This is a genomic window from Lutibacter sp. B1, from assembly GCF_012524075.1.
GTDB lineage: Bacteria > Bacteroidota > Bacteroidia > Flavobacteriales > Flavobacteriaceae > Lutibacter.
This window is the reverse complement of sequence record NZ_JAAZUI010000154.1, coordinates 1-517: the sequence shown is the minus strand read 5'-3', so window position 1 is coordinate 517 and position 517 is coordinate 1. Positions and strand designations below refer to the sequence as shown.

Here is a 517-nt window from a genome sequence, read left to right as displayed (position 1 = left end):
GTTTATTCAAGAAATTCTTAAAATACAAAGTGAGAAAACTATTTCTCGCCTTGAAACTATTTTGAAAAAAGAAAAAACTGTAATTGAATTTGATAATATTCAGCCAATGACTATGAAAAAATTTAATCAACGAATAGACAAATCTTTGGATGATTCTAAAAAAGGAAAATTGACAGAGATAAATGATTTAATTTCGGAGATTGACAAATGGAGCTAAAAATTTATTGGACGGATTTTTCTAAAAAAGAACTTCAAAACATTTTCGAATACTACAAAGAAAATGCAAGCTTAAAAGTTGCTAAAAGTTTGACTAAAGAAATTGCAAAAGAAACATTAAAACTAAAAAAACAGCCTGAGATTGGTCAGATTGAGGAATTGCTAATTAATAGACCAAATGAATTCAGATATTTAGTTTATAAAAATTACAAAATAATTTATTGGATAAATAAGAGTGAAAAACGGATTGAAATTAATGATATTTTTGATTCTCGACAAAATCCAATAAAGATTGAAAGAA

General features: G+C 25.1%; 2 protein-coding genes. Both read left to right on the top strand.

What is annotated here, in order from left to right:
- On the top strand, nt 1-217 hold a 217-nt coding region (locus HGB55_RS15335), incomplete at its 5' end, for a hypothetical protein (RefSeq protein ID WP_168817972.1).
- On the top strand, nt 208-517 hold a 310-nt coding region (locus HGB55_RS15330; RefSeq protein ID WP_168817970.1), incomplete at its 3' end, for a type II toxin-antitoxin system RelE/ParE family toxin. The genes HGB55_RS15335 and HGB55_RS15330, both read left to right, overlap by 10 nt.